Below are 21,832 nucleotides of genomic sequence, written 5' to 3'. Positions count from 1 at the left end.
AGAGAGAACTGATGACGACTCGTGCCACCGCACGGCATCGCGCCGAGGTCACCAAAACCAACTCGATCGCTGTTATTGCAAAGGCCGTCAGCGACAACGCAGGCGGCATGGGCCGCCAGGCTGCGGTTATCGCTGCCGCTTCCGGCCTGGTCCTGACCAGCGGCATCGCGGCCAACGCTGCCGACGCCAACGTCAAGCGTGATTCCGCTCCGGCGTCCGCACTGGAAGTTGAATCCGCAATCGACGCCCCGATTTCCGCGGCTTCCACCATCGCCATCAGCTACGAGAAGCCCGCTGTCACCACCACGCCGGCTCCCGTCGCCGAGCCTGAGCCCCAGGTCGAGGTGCAGGAAGCTGCTCCTGCCGCCGAGCCCGTTGCGGCTCCCAAGGTCACCGCCAAGGTTGCCACCGCTGCTGCTCCGGCCGCTCCCGCTGCCCAGGCTTCCGCCAGCGGCAAGGGCGCTGCAATCCTCTCGGCCGCCTACGCCCAGCTCGGCGTTATGCAGGACTGCACCATGCTGGTCACCAACTCGCTGGCCGCCGTCGGCATCCACTTCCATGACTGGCCCGCCGGCTACCTGTCCCTGGGCCGCACCGTGAGTGCAGCCGAAGCGCAGCCGGGCGACCTGATCTACTACGCTGACGGCGGCGCGGGCATGGCCCACATTGCTGTCTACGCCGGAAACGGCATGGCAGTCCACGGCGGCTACAACGGAAACCAGACTGTGGTCTTCAGCGCAAACGTGGGTTCCGGCCCCGTGTTCATCCGCGTCAACTAAGCATCCCAAGGCAGGCCTGAACGGCCGCAGGCCTGGCAATGCCCCCAAGGACCCCCGCCATCCCGGTGGGGGTCCTTCGCGCTTAATCGGCCCGCGCCGCCCGCGGCCGACCCTCCCGCGGTGTCCAGCCGTTGTCCTGCTCCAGAGTGGCGATTACCCGATTCTGCACTTCTTTGTTTACTCTTGTGATGTCGATCCATAGCCCGGACATGCCGAGGGCAGCCGGCCCTCGTGCCCCTGACGGGTGCGGCCGTGAAGAGGTAAGTGCATGCGCACTCTCGTTCTGAATGCTGGATATGAACCGCTGGCGGTTATTACTTTCCGCCGGGCGCTGGTGCTTGTGCTCACGGGCAAGGCAAGTGTGGTGGCCGAAGGTGACGACCCCGTGGTGGGCCCTACTGACATTCTGGGCCGCCCGTCCGTGATCCTCCTCAACCGCTACATCCGGCCCCGGTACAACCACTCCACGGCCGTCAGCCGCAGGGGCGTACTCCGGCGCGACGGGCATAAATGCGCCTACTGCGGGAAAGCGGCGCACACCATTGACCATGTTCACCCCAAGTCCCGGGGCGGGGCCGATTCGTGGGAGAACCTGGTGGCCGCCTGCCTGCGCTGCAACAACGTCAAGGGCGACCACACTCCAGCCGAGATGGGATGGACCCTGCGGTTCGTGCCCGAACCGCCGCACGGAACCATCTGGCAGATCAAGGAACTGGAGAAGCCCACGCCGGCCTGGGACCCCTTCCTGCTTCCGGAACGCGCTGCCTGACACCCCGCGCTGCCTGAGTTGCCGTGATGCTCCGGTGCGCCGGACGTTCTGACCCGCAGTGCGGCCCCTACGCTGCCGGTCGCTAGGCTGGGGGAGTGGAAGTGAACGGGCTTGCCTTTGATGCCGTGATCCTGGCCGGGGGGAGGTCATCGCGGCTGGGCGGCGTACCCAAGCAGTCGCTCGTCTTCCAAGGCCAATCCCTCCTCGAACGCGCTGTCGCTGCCGCCGCGGGGGCCCGGCATGTGGCAGTTGTGGGCGAGATGGCTTCCCTGCCAATCTGGCCTCCCAACCTGCTGAGCTGCAGGGAGCAGCCGCACTTCGCGGGCCCGGCGGCAGCCATAGCGGCCGGGCTGGATGCGCTGGCGGACATCGGCGAGGATGCGCCCTACCTCCTGGTGCTGGCCTGCGACATGCCGCTGGCATCCCAAGCGGTGGCAGCGCTTCAGGAAGCTTTGCAGATGTCCACGGCGGCGAACCCGGCAAATGTCATGGCTGCCGAAGGCAACCGCCCACAGCCACTGGTGGGTTTTTACCGCACGCCTGAGTTAACAAAGGCGTGCAGGGACCTCGCTGCCCGCGGGGCGCTGGTCAACGGCTCTGTCAGGTCGCTCCTTGCTAATCTGGACGTGCAGCTTGTCACAGTCCCTGCCGGGTCCACCTCCGATGTGGATACCTGGGATGACGCTGCCGCGCTGGGGATTGCCGCCGGGAACCAGAGTGAACGCCAGGACCGGCAGACGGGCGGAGCAAACGTGGGAGGCAATTCGTGAAGAGCCAGGACGAAACACTGGAAGAGTGGTGCAGGGCACTTCTCCAGGCGTACAACCTTGAGGACGTCCAGGTGGACGTCAACGCGGTGTTGGCGCTTGCGGGCGTCGCCGCCCATGCTGTGGTCCGGCCAGCCGCTCCGCTCACCACTTTCATCGCCGGGTTCGCTGCGGGCCTGGCTGCGGCTCCCGGCAGGGAGATGGACGCTGAATCAATGGATGCGGCCCTGGCCGTTGCCCGCACACTGGCAAAGGACTACGAGGCCGAGGCTGCCGCCGGGACTCCCGGCGAATGACCGCGGAACCCCAAAGCGATCCGGAAGCGCCACCTGGCAGCGAAGCGGAAGGGCCGGCCGGCATAGCTGGACGCGGACCCACTGAACCCGGACCCACTGAACCCGGAACCACTGACTCCGGCGCAGTCCAAGCCGGGACGGCGGAAGCAGGGCATGCGGGCCAGCACCATGCCGCCCACACGTGGGAAGAGGCCCGGCAGACGGCGTTCGACGCCGGAACCCCCATTCCTCCCGGACCAGTGGCACTGCGAATCGCGTTGGGCCGCAAACTGGACCAGGACATCGTGGCCCTCCAGGACATGCCCCACTATGCGTCCTCGGCCATGGACGGCTGGGTGGTCAACGGAAGCGGCCCCTGGATCCCGGTGGAACCCGGCACCCGGCTGGCACCGCACCAGGCCAGCCCCATCGCCACCGGCGGCCTGATCCCCGCAGGCGGCAAGGCAGTGCTTCGCACCGAGAGCGCAGTCCTTGGCCAGGACGATGAAGGACTCCCACTCCTGATGACCGGGGGCAAGGCCCGCCCGGGCGAGCCCCGCGCGGGAGAGCACATCAGGAAAGCCGGGGAGGAAGCCCTGGAAGGGGACATCCTGGTCAAGGCGGGGGTGGAGCTCAATCCCGCCCACCTGGCACTTGCCGCGCTGGCAGGCTACGACGATGTGCAGGTCCAGGGAAAGCCCGTGGTGCGCCTGGTCCTGACCGGGTCCGAAGTGGTGGAACACGGCACGCCGGCCCCGGGCCAGGTGCGCGACACCTTCGGCCCGCAGCTGCCGGATGTCGTCGCCATGCTGGGCGGCATACCCGGCGGGCAGCAGCGGATCGGCGACTCCTATGACGAATGGCTTGCGGCGCTCGAGGACGTGCTGCCGGAGGTGCCGGACGCGCCGGACCTGCCGGCCGACGTCGTCATTACTACCGGTGGCACCGGGCGCTCGGGAACGGACCACCTCCGCAGGGCAGTGGCCGAACTCGGCGGCCGGCTCATCATCGATGGCGTGGCCATGCGGCCCGGCCACCCTGCCGTGCTCGCCGAACTGCCCGACGGACGCTTCGTTTTGGGGCTTCCCGGCAACCCGCTCGCGGCCATGATGGCCCTTTCGACTGTGGGGGCCCCGCTGCTGGCCGCACTGGGACACCGTCCCATGCCGGCGGTGGAGGAGGTGCCGTGCGGGACCATGATCGAGCCGGACCCCGGGCGTACCCGGCTGATGCCGTTCCGGCTGCTGTACGGCATGGCGTCCCCGGCGCAGCATACGGGGCCAGGGATGATGCGCGGGCTCGCCGCCGCGGACGGTGTGCTGGTAGTGCCACCGCACGGCGTGCAGCTCGGCGAGCCGGTGCCCGCGTTCGCCCTGCCATGGGGGCCGCCAATACCTCCTACCCAGGACGGCCCGGCCAAAGCCAAGCCAAGAAGCGCCGCACGGACAGGCCAGCCCAAGGGTAAGCCGGCACCCAGCGGACCCGTGGACTGGAGCGCCCTCCTGGGCTGAGGCGGCCCCTGTTGGTGCCATGATGGAGTAATGAACAAGCAGGGTGGAACATGGGACGCGTAACCCAGCGCCGGAAGGTGCACAAGTATGTCCTGGACGGTTCGCCGGGAGCCCTGGAGTACCCGGTCCGCCACCGCGAAGACGTCCTCGCCGTCGAGGAACCGCTGGAGATCCGGCTGGGAAAGCTTTCCTATTCGGTCACCATGCGAACCCCGGGGGACGACTTTGACCTGGTGGCTGGATTCCTGGTGTCCGAGGGGGTCATATGGGCCCCCGAACAGCTGGTTTCGCTGCGATTCTGTGCCGGCGAGGACGAGAACGGTGTCCAGACATTCAACGTGGTGGAGGCCCAGCTGCGGCCGGATGTGCCAGTTCCCGACACCGGCCGCAACGTCTACACGTCCAGCTCCTGCGGCATCTGTGGAACGGACTCCATCGAAGCTGTCCAAAAGTCCTCCCACTTCAGCCCCCGGACGGACCCGTTGACTGTGGACGCGGAAGTCCTGGCCGCCCTGCCGGGGATGCTGCGGAAGTCCCAGCGTGTCTTCGAGGACACCGGCGGCGTGCACGCGGCAGGCCTGTTCAGGATCGATGACGACGGCGAGCCGCAGCTCCTGTGCCTGCGCGAGGACGTGGGACGCCACAATGCCGTGGACAAGGTGGTGGGCTGGGCACTGCGCGAGGGCCTCCTGCCTCTTACCGGAACCGTCCTCCAGGTATCTGGCAGGGCGTCCTTCGAGCTGGTCCAGAAAGCATCCCTTGCGGGCATTCCCGTCCTGGCTGCCGTGAGTGCCCCTTCCAGTCTTGCCGTGGAACTGGCCGAGGCGAACGGCGTGACGCTGGCGGGTTTCAGCCGGCACACCAGCTTTAACGTCTACGCCGGGGACTCGCGGATCCTGCGCCCTGCACCAGCCGTGCCCAGTGGCTAGGAGGGCCAATGCACGGCTGGGACGTGGCTGCCCGGGCAAGGGGGTTGGTTGCAATGCTGCCGGAGGGTAGATTTGTCCATCGAATGGACGCGATGATCCAGCCCCGAGCCTAAAGAGGACTTATTTTGCATGACGACCGCAGGATCACGGAAGTCCGCCTGGCCAGGTTTGTGCGCGAGCGCATCGCCCCTGCCGTCTACAGCCGGACGGTCCCGCTTGACCTGAGCAGTTGGGAGGCCCCCGGTGAACCGGTCCCCGCGCTCGAAGCGATGCGGCAGGAGTTCCAGCCGCAGGAGCACGGCGCCGCCTGGGGCCGGCCGTGGGGGACCACTTGGCTCCGGCTGCAAGGGGAGGTGCCGGAATCCTGGGGCGGCGGCCCGGAAACCACCGTGGAGGTGGTGGTGGATCTTGGGTTCACCACCGAAGCGCCCGGGTTCCAGTGCGAGGGCATCGCCTGGCGGCCTGACGGGACCATCATCAAGGCCATCTCACCCCGCAACCAGTACATTCCCCTGAAGCTGCTGGGCGGCGGCATGGCCGTGGACTTCTACGTGGAGGCGGCCGCGAACCCGGACATGGCGCAAGGCTGGACCTTTGCCGCCACCCCGCTGGGAGACAAGGCGACCGCCGGGGGAGCACCCCAGTACCGGCTGGGCAACATCGCCATCGCTGAACTCAACCAGTGCGTGTGGGAACTCCAGCAGGACGTGTGGACGCTGGCCGGCCTCATGGAACAACTCCCCCTGGAGCTTCCCCGCCGCCATGAGATCCTCCGGGCCTTCGAACGCATGATGGACGTGATGGACCCTGACGATGTTGCCGGGACCGCGCCGGCAGGACGGCAGGAGCTCGCCGAAGTCCTTGCCCGTCCCGCCTACGCATCCGCGCATCAACTGGTTGCCACGGGGCATGCCCACATCGACTCGGCCTGGCTCTGGCCGGTCCGTGAAACCATCCGCAAATGCGCCCGGACGTTCTCCAACGTGGTGGCACTGATGGATGAAGACCCGACTTTCGTCTTCTCCTGTTCGTCCGCGCAGCAGCTGGCATGGATCAAGGAGCTGTACCCGGAGCTGTACAGCCGGATTCGGGAAAAGGTACGGGCAGGCCAGTTCGTGCCCGTCGGCGGCATGTGGGTGGAATCGGATACCAACATGCCCGGCGGCGAAGCCATGGCGCGGCAGTTCGTGGAGGGCAAGGGCTTCTTCCTGGCGGAGTTCGGCATTGAGTGCAGGGAGGCGTGGCTCCCGGACTCGTTTGGATACAGTGCCGCCCTGCCCCAGATCGTGAAAGCCGCGGGCAGCCGCTGGTTCCTTACCCAAAAGATCTCCTGGAACCAGACAAACAGGATGCCGCACCACACCTTTAATTGGGAGGGAATCGACGGCACCCGGCTGTTCACCCACTTTCCGCCGGTGGACAGCTACAACTCGGACCTCAGCGGCAGGGACCTTGCCCACGCCGAGCGCAACTACCGGGACCACGGCCGCGGGACGGTGTCGTTGGTGCCCTTCGGCTATGGCGACGGCGGCGGCGGACCCACCCGCGAAATGCTTGCGGCGGCTGCCCGCACCGCGAATCTGGAGGGATCGCCCAGGGTCAGGATCGGCTCTGCGGAGAGTTTCTTCCGGCAGGCCGAGGAAGACTACCCGGCACTGCCTGTCTGGGTGGGCGAAATGTACCTGGAGTTGCACCGCGGCACGTACACCAGCCAGGCGCGGACCAAGAAGGGCAACCGGCGCAGCGAGCACCTGCTGCGTGAAGCGGAACTGTGGTGTTCCACGGCTGCAGTCCGGTCGGCCGGCGCATACGACTATCCGGATGCCGAGCTCAAGCGGCTCTGGCAACTGGTATTGCTGCAGCAGTTCCACGACATCCTTCCCGGCAGCTCCATTGCCTGGGTCCACCAGGACGCCGAGCGTAACTATCAGGCCATCGAAACGGCGCTTGAAGCAATCATCAGCCAGGCAGCTGCCGCCATGCTGGGCTCCGGGGACCGGCAGTTCCTGCTTAACGCTGCGCCGCACGCAAGGAATGGAGTGCCCGCCCTTGCGGCAGCGGAACCGACGCCGCTCCCTGGGCCGGTGCTCGCCACGCCACACCACGGCGGCTACATCCTGGACAACGGGATTATCCGGGTCGAGGTGGACGCCGATGGACTCCTCGCGTCCCTGCGTGACTACGCCACCGGACGAGAGGCCATCGCCCCTGGCCAGCGCGGCAACCTGCTGGAACTGCACCGCGACACCCCCAACGAATGGGACGCCTGGGACATCGACGAGTTCTACCGCCGCAATGTCACTCCGCTGGTCCACGCGGAGTCGGTCCGGCTGGCCAATGAAGACGGCAGCGCCGTGGTGGTGGTGGAACGGCTGGCAGGGAGCTCGCCGCTGACCCAGCGCATCACATTGGCCCCCGGCAGCCCGTCACTGGAAATCACCACGGCCGTGGACTGGCAGGAGCGCGAAAAGCTGCTGAAACTCGGCTTTGCCCTCGACGTGCGGGCAGACCGGTCAGCTGCCGAAACACAGTTCGGCCACGTCTTCAGGCCCACCCACACCAACACCTCCTGGGAAGCCGCGAAGTTCGAAATCTGTGCCCACCGGTGGATCCACGTGGGGGAGCCCGGCTACGGGGTGGCGGTGGCCAACTCCTCCACATACGGCCACGACGTGGGCAGAAGCATCAGGGAATCCGACGGCGGAACCACCACTACGGTGCGCCTGTCCCTGCTGCGGGCTCCTAAGTTCCCCGACCCCGACGCCGACCGCGGACACCAGGAGTTGACGGTGACCATCCGCCCAGGTGCTGACATTGCGGCCGCCGTCCAGGAAGGGTACCGCACCAACCTGGCGCCCCGGCTGGTCAGCGGCGGCACCGCGGTGGAGCCGCTCTTCTCCGTCAGCAATCCGGCCCTGGTCATTGAAGCGGTGAAGCTGGCCCAGGACGGATCGGGCGATGTGGTGGTCCGGCTCTATGAGTCGTTGGGGCAGCGGTCCGTGGGAACTCTCACAGCCAACTTCCCTGTCAATGGCGTGGTGTCGACGGATCTCCTGGAGCGTGCCGCCGAGGCGCCCGGAATTGTTCCGGCAGATACCGGTGCCGAGCTCGCGCTCCGGCCGTTCCAGTTGGTGACATTGAGGTTTGCCAGGAAATAGGATCAGTGTCCCTTGGGGGCCATGGTCCTTAAATAGGCTGAGTGGGGGCGGTCCCCAACGATCCGCCACCACTCATCCCCCCAATGCGTGCAAAGGCCCCCGGGGCGGCCGGCGCTTTGGAATTTATCCCCGTTCGAAAACGCTTGGCAGCCCCGCCTTCACACATTCATGATTGTTTCACATTCTAATGTTTTTGTGAAAGCGCACGAAGGTTACATTTCGGTAGATGTCCTCCGGCGTGCCTCAGTCCGCCGGTTAACCACCCTTGAGGCCCAGATCAGGGCCAGCCCGACGACGAAGCACAGCACGGCCGTGTAGTTGATGATGAATTCTATCTGGCCGAGGCTGGGCGGGATAAGAGGGAAGAGCAGCGTAAGGGCCACCGCCACTCCGCCCAGGGCCAGTAACGCAGCGGCGATGCGTACCAGGACCGGCAGCCGTTCCCGCACTGCCCGCACCATGGCCGGCACGAGGACCAGGGCGACGAAGGCGGGATAGGCGCGTCCAGCCGCACCGTAGTACTCAACCAGCGCGAAATGACGCGCATCCTTACCCGAGATGGCGCTTAGTCCTGCCGATGACCCGGCGGTGTCCATGGAGAAGAACAGTGAAATCACGACAGCCGAGACAGCGAGCAGGACAATGATGCCGGCCCTTCCGGTTATGAGACGGTAGGCACTGCCGGCACCGAAGCCCCTGGAAACGCGGATACCCATGAAGAAGATGGCGCCGAAAATGACGAAGCGCAGCAACAGGTTGGCCAGGTTGATCCCGCCCAGCGCCTGGTCGATGACGATGTACGGCCCCTGGATGCTCAACAGGATGGCCAGGGTCATCAAGGCAAAGATGCCGAAAAGGGAGCGGTTTTCTCCTCTGAGTGTGCTGGGGACGCGGGCCACCGCAATAAGGGCGCAAATGGCCAGCGTGCTCCATTGAAGGGTTTCGATCATCCCAGGTTCTCCCAAATTTTTTCTGTCTGCGCTTGGTCCTGCTCCTGGCGGCGCAGTACTTTGCCCATTGCCTGAAGCCGGTCTCCAGCAAGGGCTGTGAGTTCTCCGTCGGTGAGGCTGTCCAGCGCCGCCTGCCGGGCACCGGGAGGCCAGCCGGCCTCCTCCTCCGTAATGATTCCCGTGGCCACCAGTCCGCCGGCGGGTCCCACTCCGGCCGCCAATGCCGTCGCCAAGGCGAGCTCCGGGGACAGCCGGTTGGCGGTCAACTGGGCGGAATAGTTTTGCGGCGCCACTCCCGTGGAGGCGGACACGCGGTGCCGGACCTCGCCGTCGTCTATGGCATCGACCCAGTTCTTCACGGAGGTGGCGTGCGGGGCAGGAGTGAGGGCGGGAGCGGCTGCTCCCCGGGCCGCATCCATTGCGGGGCGGGCCAGGAGCGCCCGCAGGAGGTCCGGCGTGGAAATCTGGCTGACCAGCTCGCTGCGGGTGGGTGGACGCGGCGGGCTTCCCAGGGCGCTGTAGGCGTCAAACCCAGACAGTGCGTCGACGGGGTTGATGTTGTACGCGCGGCTGATGCTGACCACCGTGCTCACGGAGACTTTGCCCCGGACCAGCTGCTGGGCCAGCGTGGTCCGCTTGATTCCGGAGACCCTGCAGACGTCTGCAGTGCTGGCATCTGGCGCGATGCCTTGCAGCCAGCGCTGGAACGCCTTGGCAGGAAGGGTCATGGAGTGCTCTCTGCAGAACGGGTGGTGAGGACGATTTTACCGTGCCGTCCCCGCCCCGGCCGTGCCGCCGATTTTGCCCATGGTCCACCTTCGCCTATAGTTGATGGTCGAGCCCGCTGGTCCGTACACCCCCCAAGTCCGGACCAGCGGGTTCTTCTATGTCCTGCAGCCCCAGCGGCGCCGCGGCCCGGTTTTCGCCGCCTCTGCCGGCCGTCGGCGGCTGTCCGGGCAGCGGCGAAAGGACGATTCGATGACTGCAACCCTTGTTGCGAAGGACATCTCCGGTGGCCACGGCCACCGGGTGCTCTTTTCCGGGCTCTCGCTGACGGTTGCCCCCGGCGACGTGGTGGGCGTGGTGGGTGCCAACGGTGCCGGTAAATCGACGCTGCTGCGCCTCCTGGCCGGTGTCGACCAGCCCCAGCAGGGCTCGGTCAACCTTGCGCCGTCCGATGCCTTCGTTGGATGGCTCCCACAGGAGCACGAGCGCATTGCCGGCGAAACAGTGGCGGCCTACATTGCCCGCCGCACCGGCTGCGCGGAGGCGACCGCCGACATGGAGTCCACCGCGGAAGCACTCGGTTCCGGCGCTCCGGGGGCGGATGACGCCTACGCCCGTGCCTTTGACCGCTGGATGGCCTCCGGCGCCGCTGACCTGGAAGACCGTGTCCCGGCGGTGCTGGCAGACCTCGGGCTGGACGCCGGCGCCGATGCGCTGATGACGGGTCTTTCGGGCGGCCAGGCCGCCCGGGTGGCCCTGGCGGCCCTCCTGCTGAGCCGCTTCGATGTGGTGCTCCTGGACGAGCCCACCAACGACCTCGACCTCGCGGGGCTGGCCACCTTGGAGAACTTCGTAATGGGGCTGCGCGGCGGCGTGGTGCTGGTCAGCCATGACCGCGAATTCCTGGCGCGCTGTGTGACCCGCGTCGTCGAACTTGACCTGGCACAGAACAGTGTGGCTGTCTACGATGGCGGCTACGACGCCTTCCTCGAGGAACGCGCTGTGATGCGGCGGCACGCCCGCGAGAAGTACGAGGAGTTTGCCGCCACCAAGGCAGACCTGGTCTCGCGGGCACGGACGCAGCGGGAGTGGAGTTCGCAGGGCGTTCGCAATGCCATGAAGAAGAACCCCGACAACGACAAGATCCGGCGCGCCGCCAGTACTGAATCCTCCGAAAAGCAGGCCCAGAAGGTCCGGCAGATGGAATCCCGGATCGCCCGTCTGGACGCGGTGGAGGAGCCCCGGAAGGAATGGCAGCTCCAGTTCAGCATCGGCCAGGCACCGCGCTCCAGCGCCGTCGTCGCCACCTTGCGCAAGGCCGTGGCACGCCAGGGCGACTTCACGCTGGGACCGGTCAGCCTCCAGCTCAACGGCGGCGAGCGCGTGGGCATCACCGGCCCCAACGGCGCCGGCAAATCCACCCTCCTGCGCCTGCTGCTGGGCGCCCAGGCGCCGGACGACGGCGATGCCTCCATGGGTGCCTCCGTCGCCGTCGGCGAAATAGACCAGGCCCGCGGGCTGCTGGACGGCGCCCTGCCGCTGGGCGACGCTGTCGAAGCGGTGCTGGCGGACTGGAACAGTGCCGACGTTCGCACGCTCCTGGCCAAGTTCGGCCTCAAGGCGGACCACACGTCGAGGACCGTGGATTCCCTGTCACCGGGTGAGCGGACGCGGGCTGCCCTCGCGCTGCTCCAGGCCCGCGGCGTGAACCTGCTGGTGCTGGACGAACCCACCAACCACCTCGACCTGCCGGCCATAGAACAGCTGGAAGAGGCCCTTGAAAGCTACGACGGAGCGCTGCTGCTGGTCACCCACGACCGCCGGCTGCTGGAAAACGTTCGACTCGACTACCGGTGGCACCTGGAAAACGGCACGGTCCAGGAACTCCACCACACTGCAACCCAGGAGAAACAGCCATGAGCATGGACCGCGTAGCCTGGAGTTCGCTCTACAACATCAGCACCGCTAAGAGCGCTTCGAAGCCATTTTCCAAAGAGACCCTGAAGCGGGTGCTGGCCTTTGCCGCCCCCCACAAGGGCAAGCTCATCGCCTTTGTGCTCTCCTCCATTGCGGCTGCCTTCCTGGCCGTCGCCACCCCGGTGCTTGCCGGCAAGGTGGTTGACGCCATCATCGCCAAGACCGGCGTTGACACGGTCATCTGGCTGGCAGTGCTGATCGCCATCGTGGCCGTCGGTGAGGCCGGGGTGGGGCTCTTGACCCGCTGGCTGTCCTCGACCATCGGCGAAGGCGTCATCGTGGACCTGCGCACGCGGGTGTTCGACCACGTGCAGCGGATGCCCATTGCCTTCTTCACGCGGACCCGCACGGGCGCGCTGGTCAGCCGCCTCAACAACGATGTCATCGGCGCCCAGTCCGCCTTCGCCGGAACCCTTTCCGGGGTGGTGAGCAACTCGGTGGCGCTGGCCCTGACGCTGGCCGTGATGCTCAATACGTCGTGGCTGGTGACCGTCCTCGCCATGGTGCTGCTGCCGATCTTCCTGATTCCGGCCCGGCGCATGGGCTCCAAGCTGGCTGACCTGCGCCGGGAAGCTGCCGCGCACAACGCCGCCATGGGCACCCAAATGACCGAGCGGTTCTCGGCGCCGGGCGCAACCCTGGTCAAGTTGTTCGGGCGTCCTGACGAGGAATCCCGCGAATTCGCCGCCCGCGCGGGCCGCGTCCGGGACATCGGCGTCCGCATGGCGATGCTGCAGTTCACCTTCGTCACGGCCCTGACCCTGGTGTCCGCGCTTGCCCTGGCACTGGTGTATGGCCTGGGCGGCTGGCTTGCCCTGGGCGGCCAGCTGGCACCCGGGGATGTGGTGGTGCTGGCACTGCTGCTGACCCGGCTCTACGCTCCGCTCACGGCCCTGTCCAACGCCCGGGTGGAAGTCATGAGCGCCCTGGTCAGCTTTGAACGCGTCTTCGAGATCCTGGACCTGCAGCCGCTGATCCAGCAGAAGCCGGACGCGAAGCCCGTTCCTGCCGGCCCCGTGTCCGTCGAATTCGACAACGTCCGCTTCGCCTACCCGTCCGCGGACAAGGTCTCGCTGGCCTCGCTGGAGGAAGTCTCCACCCTGGACACCCGCGGCGGCGAGGAAGTGCTGCACGGCGTGAGCTTCCGGGTGGAACCGGGCCAGACGGTGGCGCTGGTGGGTTCCTCCGGCGCCGGCAAGTCCACCATCGCCCAGCTGCTGTCGCGGTTGTACGACGTCGACTCCGGCGCAGTGCGTCTCGGCGGCACTGCGCGGGGCACCGGGCTGGACGTGCGGGACGCCACCTTCGATTCGCTGCGGGACACCCTGGGCATGGTGACCCAGGACGGCCACCTGTTCCATGAAACCATCGCGTCCAACCTTCGGCTGGCCAAGCCCGACGCAACCGAAGAGGAAATGTGGGACGTGCTGCGGCAGGCACGGCTGGAGACGATGATCAGGTCCCTGCCGGACGGGCTGGAAACGGTGGTGGGGGAGCGCGGCTACCGGCTTTCCGGCGGCGAACGCCAGCGGCTGACCATTGCCCGGCTCCTGATCGCGCAGCCCCGCGTCGTCATCCTCGACGAGGCCACCGCTGCCCTGGACTCCACGAATGAAGCCGCCGTGCAGGCAGCCCTGGGCGCCGCACTCGAGGGGCGGACCGCCGTCGTGATTGCCCACCGGCTGTCCACCGTCCGCGCGGCCGACGCCATCCTGGTGGTCGAGGGCGGTCAAATTGTGGAACGCGGAACCCACACGGAGCTCCTGGCCGCCGGCGGCCGCTACGCCGAGCTCTACCGGACGCAGTTCGCGGAGGCCACCGCCGTGGCCCAGGAGTCCGTCCCCGAGTTCTAGGGTTGATCAGCTAAGCCTGCGCGGCTCCCGGGACTGCCCGGGCGGCCAGCAGGGGCAGGATGTGGTCCGTCAGCAGTGGCGCCAGGTCCCGGGCCTGTCCGGCGCCGGAAGCCAGGACGTCCAGGTCCAGCCAGCGGATCTCGGCAATCTCAGCTGAAGGGTGTGCTGACCAGGTGCCCGGAGCGGTAAAGACGGTGGCTTCAATGTCAGTGGCGGCCTCGTTGGCTGCGTCGGCGATCCACACGCCCATCAACACCAGTTCGCGCGGGTCGATGGTGATGCCCACTTCTTCCTCAAGCTCCCGGGCTGCGGCCTGCACAGCTGTCTCGCCCGGTTCCGGCTTGCCGCCCGGGTGCATGAACATGGTGGTGCCGCGCTTCCGCACGGTCAGCAGGCGGCCGGTGTGGTCGAACACGCAGACGGCGGAAACCACGATGCGGTGTTTCATGCCGGTGCCTGCGTCCGCACCAGGTGTGAAGTCAGCAGCAGGTCCTTGCGCGGACCGGTGACATCCCAGCTGTAGCTGAAGTGGTCAGGGTCCTCCAAGGTGTAGGTCACCCGGTAGGTATCGGGATCACACCAGTGGCTGTCCAGGTTGGCTTCCGGCGTGAAGCTCATCCGGTGGAAGGGGCGGCCGTCGGGGAAGAAGAAGTCCAGCGCGTCAGGGCGCCCGGTGGTCCGCAGCAGGTACTCGCGTGAGGCGGGGCCGGAAAAAGCAGGCCAGCGCATGGTGCCTTCCTCACGGAAGGCCACGCCGTCGTCGTCCGTGGGGATGAAAAGGACGACGCCGGAAAAGGTTCCGCGGGTGCCCTCCGACCTGTCCAGCAGGTCGCGCTCCACCAGCCAGCGGCCCGGGTGGGTGTTGTGGCTTGCGGCGCCGGCCGGCTGGTTGCCCAGGAGGTAGGCGCGGAGGCTGGGCTCCGGGACACGGGAGTTCAAGTGCCCTCGATTGGAATCGAACCAACGACACCGGCTTTAGGAGAGCCGTGCTCTATCCACTGAGCTACGAGGGCGGGCATCCGGTGGTTCGGCGGGGCCGGTCCGTCCGGACACGGTTACAAGCATACAAGGTGCCGGGCCGTACTACGCTCATGGCATGAGTCCAGCCCCCACTGCCGCTCCCGCCGCCGCCTTCATTCCGAACGTTGCGTCCACCCGGCAGTACATCGGGGCCTGGGCAATCCTGAGCGTGCTGCAGTATTTCGCCGCGGAGGCAGCCGTGGCCATGGCGTGGTCCGGACCCCGTCCCTACGACCTGCGGACCGGGTACATCAGTGACCTCGGTGCCCTCCACTGCGGGACGTTCTCAGGCCGGGACGTCTGCTCACCCCTGAACTGGCTGATGAATGCCTCGTTCGTGGTCCAGGGCCTTGGCCTGCTGGTGGGGGCGGTGATGCTGACGTCCGGGCTGCTGCGCGTGGGTGCCCGCCCCGGGACCAGGGTCGGCTGGGGCCGCAGGGGACCCTGGCTCGCGGCCGCCGCGGTCCGGCTGCTCACCGGAGCCGCCGGGGCAGGGACGGTGGTTGTGGGCCTGGTCCCGGAGGACGCCGGCTCACCCTGGCATTATGCCGGCGCCGTCACGTACTTCGTGACGGGTGGTGCGGCCCTGCTGGTCCTGGGACTCCTGTGGCTCCGGAAGACCGGGATGGCGTGGTTCCTGGTGGCCTGCGGCGGCGTGTCACTGGCCGCGGTGGCAACCGGCGGGCTTACCCGCATGATGGTTCCCGAGCCCGGGACGCTGGAACGGCTCATGGGGTACCCCGTGACAGTGGGCATGGCCGCCGCCGGGCTGGTCATTGCACAGCGGGTGCACCGGCACCGGAAGGAACAGCGGGCGGCGGCTGCGGCGGCCCGGGTAACTGCCGGCTAGGTCTCGTTCCGTTTCCGGCTGTTCAGGAACACAGCCGCGGCCCCGGCCAGGAGGCTCAACACCAAAAGCACCCACCCCGCCACCGTGAGGCCGGACGCCAGGGCAACCTGGCCGGCGTCGGGACCTTCCGAGGCCATCATGGCGTCTATGGCCACGTTCCCCCACAACCGGACCACAACGAACAGCATGGGCAAGGCCCACAACGCCCAGCGCAGCCCCTTCCGTGCCACATTGGTCCCAATGAGCAGCAGCCACGTGAAGCCGAAGATCAGCGGGAAGAGGGTCCCCGCGGTCTTGTGGACATAGTTCAGCTGGCCCAGGGCATCGCCGTCCATCGCTGCCTGCAGGCGGCCGATGTAGCCGGGATCGAACCCGCCCACCAGCGAATCGGGCATGGCCAGGCCCTTGGTGAGCTGGGTGAGCTGGTCCAGGGTCAGCAGGTGCAGGTACCAGAACAGGAACAGGCTTGCCACCACGCCGGCAACCACAATCAGGTTGCTGTTGCCCTGAGCCTTCTGCGGCGTCCGCGCCGTGGTGGGGTTCACGACAGGTGGAAGGTGGTGCTGCGGCACAACCGCTTTGTCGCCGTGCTTCTTGATCCTCTGGGCAGGGGTTTTGGCCATGGCACCATTATCCCGCCCCATAAACTGAAGCCATGACCACTGGCCGACACAGCGCAGCTGTTCTTGATCCCGCACTGGACGACTACGAACTGGCGGCCGCGCTGGTCCGCGAAGCCGGGCAACTGGCGCTCCTCATGCGCATGGCCGGCCTGCAGTCGGAACAAAAGACCTCCGTCTCGGACGTGGTGACGGCGGCGGACCACGCCGCCGAGGCCTACGTGCTGGAGCAGCTCCAACGTTGCCGGCCGGATGACGGCATCCTGGGTGAGGAAGGCGCCTCCGTCCAGGGAACCAGCGGCCGTACCTGGGTGATCGACCCCGTGGACGGCACCTACAACTTCCTGCACGGATCCACCTACTGGTGTTCCGCCATTGCCCTGAAGGACCGCGATGATGTGCTGCTGGGCGCCGTCTTCCAGCCGGAGGAGGACAAACTGTGGCTCGGCGGCCGTGACCGGCCCGCCACCCTGAACGGTGGCCTCCTCACCGGTTTCAGCGACGACGGCGGCAAACGCAACGCCACCAGCGTCGCCGAGCTTGGGGCCGCCACCTACATCCACCCCACCTGGCTGATGGATCCCATGTGCGCCATGCCCTGGCACGCGGCCGCCACCTCCGCCGCGTCCCTCCGCATGCTGGGATCCGGGTCCTGCGACCTGGGCCGTGTCGCAGACGGGCAGCTGGGGTGCTGGTTCCAGCACAGCTGCCCGGAATGGGACTGGCTGCCGGGCAAGGCGATCGTCCGGGCGGCGGGGGGCGCCGTGGACACAGTCCGCGTCAACGGGCTGGAGTGGTTCCTGGCAGGAGGAACGACGGCGGTTCAGGAGTTGCGTGCAGCCCTTCAGTCAGGCTCGGTGGCCTGAGGCGGTTGCCGGCACTGGTTCACGGGTCAGCGGCAGTAATCCACAGGCTGGAAGGCGTTGTCGGTCCCACCGCCTAGACTTGTATGCACCATGGATATGTTGTTTGACCCGTACTCTGACGGACCGTTCAAGGCCGCTCCTGCCGCCACCGCCCGCACCAGGACGGGGCCGGAGGGCGTTGCCACCACGGCCGGGCCCGGCGGAATGCCGGCCAGCCAGGCCGGCTGGCAGCAGAACAACGGGGTCGGGCACCACCGGGACCGGGACAGCACGGACAGGCACGACGGCGGCCGGCACCAAGGCAGCCACCGCCCGGACGCTGCCCAGCTGCTGGAGGGGCTGAACCCCCAGCAGGAGGAAGCGGTCAAGCATGCCGGGCCGGCGCTGCTGATCGTCGCCGGTGCCGGATCCGGAAAGACCCGGGTGCTCAGCAACAGGATCGCGTACCTGATCGCCACCGGCCGTGCCCACCACGGCGAAATCCTGGCCATCACCTTCACCAACAAGGCCGCCGCGGAAATGCGGGAGCGCATTGAGGCGCTGGTGGGCGGACGCGCCAAGATCATGTGGATCTCCACGTTCCATTCCTCCTGCGTGCGGATCCTGCGGCAGGAAGCGGCCAACGTCGGCCTGAAATCCAATTTCTCCATCTACGACTCCGCCGACTCCCTGCGGCTGGTCACCCAGGTCTCCAAGGCCCTGGACCTGGACCCCAAAAAGTTTGCGCCCAAGGCCATCCAGCACAAGATCTCGGCGTTGAAGAACGAGCTCATCGACGCCGATTCCTTTGCCTCGGCAGCCAATTACAACGACCCCTTCGAACATGCGGTCGCGGACGTTTACAAGGGCTACACCCAGCGCCTCCGGCAGGCCAACGCCATGGACTTCGACGACCTGATCGCCGAGACCGTCTACATGTTCCGTGCCTTCCCCGCGCTCGCCGAGTCCTACCGCCGCCGGTTCCGCCACGTGCTGGTGGACGAATACCAGGACACCAACCACGCCCAGTACGCCCTGGTGCGGGAAATCGTGGGGGAGGGCCCGGGCGCGTCGGAACTCACCGTGGTGGGTGACTCGGACCAGTCCATCTACGCCTTCCGCGGGGCGGACATCCGGAACATCGTGGAGTTCGAAAAGGACTACCCGGAGGCCCGCACCATCAAGCTGGAGCAGAACTACCGGTCCACCCAAAACATCCTGAGCGCGGCGAACTCGGTCATCTCCCGCAACCCCAACCGTCCGGAAAAACGGTTGTGGACCGCCGAGGGCGAAGGCCACAAGATCATCGGCTACGTCGGCGAAAATGAGCACGACGAAGCGCAGTTCATCGCCAAGGAGATCGACCGGCTCCAGGACGAGGAGAACCTGCGCCCCGGCGATGTTGCCATCTTCTACCGGACCAACGCCCAGTCCCGCTCCATCGAAGACGTCCTGGTGCGCGTGGGCCTGCCGTACAAGGTGGTGGGCGGCACCCGCTTCTACGAGCGGAAGGAAATCAAGGACGCCCTGGCGTACCTGCGCGTCCTGGTCAACCCGGATGACGACGTCAACCTCCGCCGTGTATTGAATGAGCCCAAACGCGGCATCGGCGACCGCGCCGAAGGCGCCGTCGCGGCCCTGGCCCAGCGTGAGCGGACGTCGTTCATGGAGGCAGCCCGCCGCGCCGACCAGGCGCCCGGCATGGCCACCCGGTCCGTCAACGCCGTCCTGGGCTTCGTGAAGATGCTGGACGACCTGGCCGAGGTTGCCTCCGGATCCGGGGCGGCCGCCGCCCTGGAAGCCGTGCTGGAACAGACGGGCTACCTTGCCGCGCTGCGATCCAGCACCGATCCGCAGGACGAGTCCCGCGTGGAGAACCTGGCTGAACTCGTGGCCGTAGTTCGCGAGTACGAGCAGGAGAACCCGGAAGGAAGCCTTGGCGCGTTCCTGGAACAGGTCTCCCTGGTAGCGGACGCCGACCAGATCCCGGATGCTCCCGGCGCGGACATCGACGCCGCCGTCGCCGAGGCCAAACGGCTGGGCGTGGTGACCCTCATGACCCTGCACACGGCCAAGGGCCTGGAATTCCCCGTGGTCTTCCTGACCGGCATGGAGCACGGCCTCTTCCCGCACCAGCGCTCCGCCACCGACCCCAAGGAACTGGCCGAGGAACGACGCCTGGCGTACGTGGGACTGACCCGTGCCCGCAAGCGGCTCTACGTGACCCGGTCCGAGGTGCGCAGCATGTGGGGCCAGAGCCAGTACAACCCCGCCAGCCAGTTCCTCGAGGAAATCCCGGCGGAGCTCCTGGAATGGAAGCGTGAAGGAACCAGCAGGCAGGCCGGCGGCTGGGGCGGCGGTTCCATCGGGTCCGGCCGCTACAGCGGGTCCTTCTGGGGCGCCGGCACTGCCCGTGGCGCGGCAGCGGACTCCTCGGCGGGATTCAACGCCGACGTTCCGGCGTTCATCGCCAAGAACCGGGTGCAGCCGCAAAAGGAAATCATCGCCGTCAGCGTGGGAGACAAGGTCAACCACACCAGCTTCGGCAACGGCACGGTCCTGGCGCTTGAAGGAGCGGGGGACAAGACCGTGGCCAAGGTGAAGTTCGACGTCGGCGAGAAGCGCCTGTTGTTGCGGTACGCGCCGCTGACCAAGCTCGACGCCTAAGCCGCCCCCGGCCGGGCATAATGGAGCCCATGCGACGGAATGTCTGGGGGATGCTCGCCGCCCTTCTCCTCCTCATTGCTGTCACCGCCACGGGATGCAGCGTGACCACCAAGGACCCCTCCTACGTTCCACCGGCCCCGCTGCCGCCCATGGAACAACTGGAAAAGGCGCCCTTGGCCGACGCCAAGACATACTCCAGCGGTGGCGACGTCCTCTCCTTCATCACCGCGGACCGCACCATCGCCTGTTCATTGACGTCCGCGCGCGGGGACCACGTGAACCTGCCGTACCAGCAGAACCGCTACGGCGACGCTGCCAACAACAAGCTGCCCATTGTCCCGGTGGCCCACTGCGAGCTGGCCACCTATCAGCCTCCCCAACCCGGGGACGTTAGGGATGACTGCGCCGGAACCCACCTGGGCTACCTGGGCGGCGTGGCCCTGCTGGCCCCGGACAGTGCACGCTACGGCGAATGCCGCTCCGGCGTCACGTCGATGGAAGCGGCCTACGGACCCAAGGGGACCAAGGCCGGCCCGCTGGCCCAGCTGCCTGTGCTTGCGGACGGTCAGAACCTCGAACGGAACGGGCTGCGCTGTTCCGCCTACAACGGCGGCGTGGCGTGCGGAAACGTCTCCGCCGGCGTCGGATTCTTCATCTCCCCCGAACGTTACGAACTGGTCCCGGGCCCCGCCAAAAGCAGTGCATCCCCGCAGGCAGAGGGCCCAAAAACCCCGTAAATCCGCGGTTTTTCTACGCTCCATAGAATAGTGTGCTTACTCACATAAGAGGTAGTCTGGGACGGCCCGGTCCCTCCAAAGGACTAGAGTTCCCCATGGAGCATTACGCCGCGTGGCTCGTTTCCAGACAGGCCGCCGGTGCGTGCAATCCGCAGCCCGGTCATCGTCTTTTCGGATGGTGTCCGACTGTACAGAAACTACTTCGACGTAGAAGGACACTAAACCGTGGACCTGTTTGAATACCAGGCGCGCGATATGTTCGAGGCGCACGGTGTACCCGTGCTTGCCGGCATCGTGGCGTACACCCCAGAAGAAGCAAAGGCAGCCGCCGAGAAGATCGGCGGCGTAACCGTTGTCAAGGCACAGGTCAAGGTAGGCGGCCGCGGCAAGGCCGGCGGCGTCAAGGTGGCAAAGTCCGCCGACGAAGCGTTTGAGCACGCCACCAACATCCTGGGCATGGACATCAAGGGCCACACCGTTAACAAGGTGATGATTGCCCAGGGTGCGGACATCGCCGAGGAATACTACTTCTCCGTCCTGCTGGACCGGGCCAACCGCAACTACCTGGCCATGTGCTCGGTTGAGGGCGGCATGGAAATCGAACAGCTCGCCGTCGAACGCCCCGAAGCGCTGGCCAAGATTGCCATCGACCCCGCCGTGGGCATCGACCAGGCCAAGGCGGACGAGATCGTCGCAGCTGCAGGCTTCGCCGAGGAACTCCGCGGCCAGGTGGCAGGCGTCATCCTGAAGCTCTGGGACGTCTTCAAGAAGGAAGACGCCACCCTGGTGGAGGTCAACCCGCTGGTCAAGACCGGCAACGGTGACATCCTGGCCCTCGATGGCAAGGTTTCCCTCGACGAGAACGCCGACTTCCGCCACCCGAAGCACGCGCAGCTCGAGGACAAGGACGCAGCGGACCCGCTTGAGGCCAAGGCAAAGGCGCAGGACCTCAACTACGTCAAGCTCGACGGCGAAGTAGGCATCATCGGCAACGGCGCCGGCCTGGTCATGTCCACCCTCGACGTCGTGGCCTACGCCGGCGAGAACCACGGCAACGTCAAGCCCGCCAACTTCCTGGACATCGGCGGCGGAGCCTCCGCAGAGGTCATGGCCGCAGGCCTGGACGTCATCCTGGGTGACGAGCAGGTCAAGTCCGTGTTCGTCAACGTCTTCGGTGGCATCACCGCGTGCGACGCCGTCGCCAAGGGCATCGTTGGCGCGCTGGCCGAGCTGGGCCACTCCGCCAACAAGCCGCTGGTAGTCCGCCTTGACGGCAACAACGTCGAGGAAGGCCGCCGCATCCTCACCGAGGCCAACCACCCGCTGGTAACCCTGGCCGCCACCATGGACGAGGGCGCCGACAAGGCCGCCGAGCTCGCCAACGCAGCTAAGTAAAGGG

Annotated in this window: 19 protein-coding genes and 1 tRNA gene; 14 read left to right on the top strand and 6 right to left on the bottom strand. The window is 66.9% G+C overall.

Annotation, left to right across the window (positions count from 1 at the left end; all coding sequences use genetic code 11):
* Nucleotides 1-11 precede the first annotated feature (11 nt).
* From ACV095_RS16630 to ACV095_RS16600, 7 genes are all read left to right on the top strand, one after another.
* Nucleotides 12-779, top strand: coding sequence for an NlpC/P60 family protein (locus ACV095_RS16630; RefSeq protein WP_018769553.1), 768 nt, complete (start codon nt 12-14; stop codon nt 777-779).
* Between the two features lie 268 nt (nt 780-1,047).
* Nucleotides 1,048-1,548, top strand: a complete 501-nt coding sequence (locus ACV095_RS16625) for an HNH endonuclease (protein WP_018769554.1) — start codon at nt 1,048-1,050, stop codon at nt 1,546-1,548.
* 95 nt (nt 1,549-1,643) lie between these two features.
* A complete protein-coding gene (gene mobA / locus ACV095_RS16620) occupies nt 1,644-2,318 on the top strand; it encodes a molybdenum cofactor guanylyltransferase (RefSeq protein ID WP_478222310.1) in 675 nt (224 codons plus the stop codon).
* Nucleotides 2,315-2,611 (top strand): DUF6457 domain-containing protein, encoded by a 297-nt coding sequence (locus tag ACV095_RS16615; protein ID WP_478222309.1) that lies wholly within the window; start codon nt 2,315-2,317, stop codon nt 2,609-2,611. Before mobA ends, ACV095_RS16615 begins: the two co-directional genes overlap by 4 nt.
* Nucleotides 2,608-4,101, top strand: coding sequence for a molybdopterin molybdotransferase MoeA (locus ACV095_RS16610; protein WP_478222308.1), 1,494 nt, complete (start codon nt 2,608-2,610; stop codon nt 4,099-4,101). Before ACV095_RS16615 ends, ACV095_RS16610 begins: the two co-directional genes overlap by 4 nt.
* 50 nt (nt 4,102-4,151) lie before the next feature.
* Nucleotides 4,152-5,030: a formate dehydrogenase accessory sulfurtransferase FdhD gene (gene fdhD, locus ACV095_RS16605; RefSeq protein ID WP_223993885.1), complete on the top strand. Its 879-nt coding sequence runs from the start codon at nt 4,152-4,154 to the stop codon at nt 5,028-5,030.
* Between the two features lie 125 nt (nt 5,031-5,155).
* Nucleotides 5,156-8,188 (top strand): alpha-mannosidase, encoded by a 3,033-nt coding sequence (locus ACV095_RS16600; RefSeq protein ID WP_478222307.1) that lies wholly within the window; start codon nt 5,156-5,158, stop codon nt 8,186-8,188.
* Between the two features lie 212 nt (nt 8,189-8,400).
* Here the strand turns inward: ACV095_RS16600 and ACV095_RS16595 are convergent, their stop codons facing one another.
* On the bottom strand, nt 8,401-9,138 hold the full coding sequence (locus ACV095_RS16595) for a hypothetical protein (protein ID WP_018769560.1): 738 nt from the start codon (nt 9,136-9,138) through the stop codon (nt 8,401-8,403).
* Entirely contained in the window at nt 9,135-9,866 is a 732-nt protein-coding gene (locus ACV095_RS16590; RefSeq protein ID WP_018769561.1) for a hypothetical protein, read from the bottom strand. The genes ACV095_RS16595 and ACV095_RS16590 overlap by 4 nt, the downstream gene beginning before the upstream one ends.
* Nucleotides 9,867-10,116: 250 nt before the next feature.
* Between ACV095_RS16590 and ACV095_RS16585 the strand changes: the two genes are divergently transcribed.
* Together ACV095_RS16585 and ACV095_RS16580 are read left to right on the top strand one after the other, a co-directional pair.
* Nucleotides 10,117-11,784 (top strand): ABC-F family ATP-binding cassette domain-containing protein, encoded by a 1,668-nt coding sequence (locus ACV095_RS16585; RefSeq protein ID WP_478222306.1) that lies wholly within the window; start codon nt 10,117-10,119, stop codon nt 11,782-11,784.
* A complete protein-coding gene (locus ACV095_RS16580) occupies nt 11,781-13,694 on the top strand; it encodes an ABC transporter ATP-binding protein (protein ID WP_223993902.1) in 1,914 nt (637 codons plus the stop codon). Before ACV095_RS16585 ends, ACV095_RS16580 begins: the two co-directional genes overlap by 4 nt.
* 10 nt (nt 13,695-13,704) lie before the next feature.
* Here ACV095_RS16580 and ACV095_RS16575 read toward each other — a convergent pair whose 3' ends face one another.
* The 3 genes from ACV095_RS16575 to ACV095_RS16565 form a co-directional block, all read right to left on the bottom strand.
* Entirely contained in the window at nt 13,705-14,142 is a 438-nt protein-coding gene (locus ACV095_RS16575) for an NUDIX hydrolase (RefSeq protein WP_142068542.1), read from the bottom strand.
* Nucleotides 14,139-14,633, bottom strand: a complete 495-nt coding sequence (locus ACV095_RS16570) for a DUF6314 family protein (protein WP_223993904.1) — start codon at nt 14,631-14,633, stop codon at nt 14,139-14,141. The genes ACV095_RS16575 and ACV095_RS16570 overlap by 4 nt, the downstream gene beginning before the upstream one ends.
* A gap of 1 nt (nt 14,634) precedes the next feature.
* A tRNA-Arg gene (locus tag ACV095_RS16565) sits at nt 14,635-14,707 on the bottom strand.
* An 83-nt stretch (nt 14,708-14,790) separates the two neighbouring features.
* Between ACV095_RS16565 and ACV095_RS16560 the strand changes: the two genes are divergently transcribed.
* Nucleotides 14,791-15,564, top strand: coding sequence for a DUF998 domain-containing protein (locus ACV095_RS16560; RefSeq protein ID WP_223993906.1), 774 nt, complete (start codon nt 14,791-14,793; stop codon nt 15,562-15,564).
* Here ACV095_RS16560 and ACV095_RS16555 read toward each other — a convergent pair.
* On the bottom strand, nt 15,561-16,187 hold the full coding sequence (locus ACV095_RS16555) for a hypothetical protein (RefSeq protein ID WP_056389110.1): 627 nt from the start codon (nt 16,185-16,187) through the stop codon (nt 15,561-15,563). The genes ACV095_RS16560 and ACV095_RS16555 overlap by 4 nt on opposite strands.
* A gap of 32 nt (nt 16,188-16,219) precedes the next feature.
* Between ACV095_RS16555 and ACV095_RS16550 the strand changes: the two genes are divergently transcribed.
* The 4 genes from ACV095_RS16550 to sucC all read left to right on the top strand — a co-directional run bounded on the left by ACV095_RS16550 (nt 16,220) and on the right by sucC (nt 21,828).
* Complete coding sequence (locus tag ACV095_RS16550) at nt 16,220-17,050, top strand: inositol monophosphatase family protein (protein WP_134165632.1); 831 nt, start codon at nt 16,220-16,222, stop codon at nt 17,048-17,050.
* 90 nt (nt 17,051-17,140) lie between these two features.
* Nucleotides 17,141-19,696, top strand: coding sequence for a DNA helicase PcrA (gene pcrA, locus ACV095_RS16545; protein WP_223993908.1), 2,556 nt, complete (start codon nt 17,141-17,143; stop codon nt 19,694-19,696).
* Between the two features lie 20 nt (nt 19,697-19,716).
* A complete protein-coding gene (locus ACV095_RS16540) occupies nt 19,717-20,433 on the top strand; it encodes a hypothetical protein (protein WP_026265816.1) in 717 nt (238 codons plus the stop codon).
* A 225-nt stretch (nt 20,434-20,658) separates the two neighbouring features.
* Nucleotides 20,659-21,828: an ADP-forming succinate--CoA ligase subunit beta gene (gene sucC / locus ACV095_RS16535; protein WP_018769571.1), complete on the top strand. Its 1,170-nt coding sequence runs from the start codon at nt 20,659-20,661 to the stop codon at nt 21,826-21,828.
* Nucleotides 21,829-21,832 lie beyond the last annotated feature (4 nt).

It is taken from the genome of Arthrobacter sp. JDC6, from assembly GCF_056484025.1.
The sequence above is the reverse complement of the archived record's forward strand: the minus strand, read 5'-3'. Positions and strand labels throughout refer to the sequence as shown.